Here is a 732-nt window from a genome sequence, read left to right on the forward strand (position 1 = left end):
TCTGGCATTTTTTTTTTTAATGCGACGGCGCCCACCGCGATCTCCACAGGCCAAGCCCCTCTTCCCCTACCCGACGCTCTTCCGATCTGGGGGCCCAGGCCGGCGAGGGCGGCGCGGCTCGGCCGGGTGACGAGCAGCAGCACGGCCGCGGAGAACACCACGCGCAGGGCGACCATGGCGGACGCGCCGACGTCGTCGAACAGCAGGCCCGCCACGGACGCGCCGAGCTGCTGGCTCAGCAGCGAGAGCAGGACGAGCAGGACGAGACGCACGCCCACAGCCTAGGGGCGCGCCGCGCCACCCCGGCCCCGGCCGGCGCGGGAGCGCTGCTGCCCGAGGACCACCGGGGGGCCCGGTTCCGCTGACCCCGAGGCCGCGGAAAACAACACGCTGACGTGCGCTAATCCGCCTCGTCGTGGGAAAGTGGGGGACGCGCGCCCGCGCAGACCCCGCCCCGATCCCAGGAGGCCCGCATGGCCCGGCCCCAGACCGTCCTCACCGTGGTGGCCGCCCGCCGGCTCACCCCGCACCTCGTGCGCCTGACCCTCGGCGGCGAGCAGTTCGACGCCGTCCACGCCCGCTGGGCGGAGAAGGGCGCCACGGACCAGTACGTGAAGCTGCTCTTCGCCGACCCCGCGCTCGGCCTCGAGCCCCCGTACGACCTGGACGCCCTCCGCGAGCGCCTCGCCCCGGAGCAGCTGCCGGTCCGCCGCACCTACACGGTGCGCCGCA

The 732-nt window shown here is 74.3% G+C and carries 1 protein-coding gene and 1 pseudogene; one reads left to right on the top strand and one right to left on the bottom strand.

Features of this window, described 5'->3' with window-relative positions:
- Positions 1-272, bottom strand: a pseudogene (locus tag D8M29_RS12890) (hypothetical protein); the annotation flags it as partial.
- Positions 273-473: 201 nt separating this feature from the next.
- Between D8M29_RS12890 and D8M29_RS12895 the strand changes: the two are divergent.
- On the top strand, positions 474-732 hold a 259-nt coding region (locus tag D8M29_RS12895; RefSeq protein WP_174233384.1), incomplete at its 3' end, for a siderophore-interacting protein.

The sequence above is a fragment of the Micrococcus sp. HSID17227 genome (assembly GCF_003989405.1).
GTDB classification, from domain to species: Bacteria; Actinomycetota; Actinomycetes; order Actinomycetales; family Micrococcaceae; genus Micrococcus; species Micrococcus luteus.